At 64.8% G+C, this 1325-nt stretch carries 1 protein-coding gene; it reads right to left on the minus strand.

Annotation, left to right across the window (positions count from 1 at the left end):
* Positions 1 to 111: 111 nt before the first annotated feature.
* Positions 112 to 936, minus strand: coding sequence for an SDR family NAD(P)-dependent oxidoreductase (locus tag EP26_RS30855; RefSeq protein ID WP_043345468.1), 825 nt, complete (start codon positions 934 to 936; stop codon positions 112 to 114).
* Between the last annotated feature and the right edge of the window lie 389 nt (positions 937 to 1325).

Here is a 1325-nt window from a genome sequence, read left to right on the forward strand (position 1 = left end):
GATGGGCATGGCGAAGCTCCTCTGCTCGCCACGTTGAATCAGAGCGCCGTCAGTCTGGGAATCCCCAGAGAGTCATGCTCTCGGAGACTTGGTATGAGCCGCAGCAGCGGCTCAGTTCCTCACGGCGGCGCAAAGCCCCCCGTCGACCAAGATCTCGGTGCCGGTAATGTATTTCGCAGATTCTGAAGCCAGGAACAACGCAGCCTCGGCGACATCGAAGGCCTCGCCCATGCGTCCCATAGGCACCTGCTCATGCCGGCGTCGGAAGAAGGCGTCGCGGTCGGTGCCGGTCTCGCGGCTCGCGAATTGAGATGCAAGTTTCTCGACGAGCGGCGTCTCGATCAGCCCCGGCAGCACGCAGTTGAGCCGGACGCCGCGCCGCGCGTAATCGACCGCCACCACGCGGCTGAACTGAATCAGGCCGGCCTTGGCTGCCGCATAGGCCGCCTGCGGCTTGCCGGTGTAGCGAATGCCGGCAGTGGAGGCGATCGAGACGATGGCGCCCTTGCCCTGCCTCTCCATCAAGGGCAGCACGGCCTTCGTGCAGAGGAAGGCCGACTTCAAATTCAGCTCGATCTGCGCATCCCAGACCTCCTCCGCCATCGTGGCGGGATCGCCGGGCAGCGACAGGCCGACATTGTTGACCAGGATATCGACGCGCCCGAGCTTCTCGACGCAATCGGCGACCAGCGCTTCCACCGTCGCCCGTTTCGTCACGTCCCCAATACCGAACACGAAACGGCCCCCTTCGTCCTCCACCAGGCGCTGCGTCTCCTTGCCCGCCTCATGGTGGAGATCGATCCCGTACACCGTTGCGCCAGCGCGTGCAAAGGTGACGGCAATCGCCTTGCCGTTGCCCCAGCCCGGCCCCTGGGAGCCGCAGCCGGTGACAATAGCAACCCGCCCGTCCAGGGACTTTCTGTCAGGACCGGACATGGGCCGCCCCCGCTAAGTCATCGTGATAGTCGATCTCCAGTCCCTCCAGCTAACGCGAGCCATGTTGCGCACGCCTGTCGCGGCGGTGAGCAGGACAGGCTCGCGGTCGGATAGTGCACCGCAAGCACGGCGGCGGGAACGCAAATTTCACATGCCACTGCACCGCGGCAGGCAAGCACCATGCGCTGCGCCGCGGCCAACAGGTTGGAAGCCGGATGTCGCGAAGGTTCCTGGGTCGGTGCGCGACCGTCCTCCGGCCGGGGCGCCTCAGCCCGGCGAAATGGCCGAAGCCGCGCTAAGCTTGAGTTTGCACATGCTGTGACGATCTCGTCATGATGCATGGATCCAGAAAAAGCCCTCGGCGGCGATAAAGGCGAGAGCGTCGTCGA

This window comes from Belnapia moabensis DSM 16746 (assembly GCF_000745835.1).
GTDB lineage: Bacteria > Pseudomonadota > Alphaproteobacteria > Acetobacterales > Acetobacteraceae > Belnapia > Belnapia moabensis.

Bases quoted from the DNA above. Each gene is read 5' to 3' on its own strand.
- EP26_RS30855 (WP_043345468.1), bottom strand. From the start codon at position 936: ATGTCCGGTCCTGACAGAAAGTCCCTGGACGGGCGGGTTGCTATTGTC.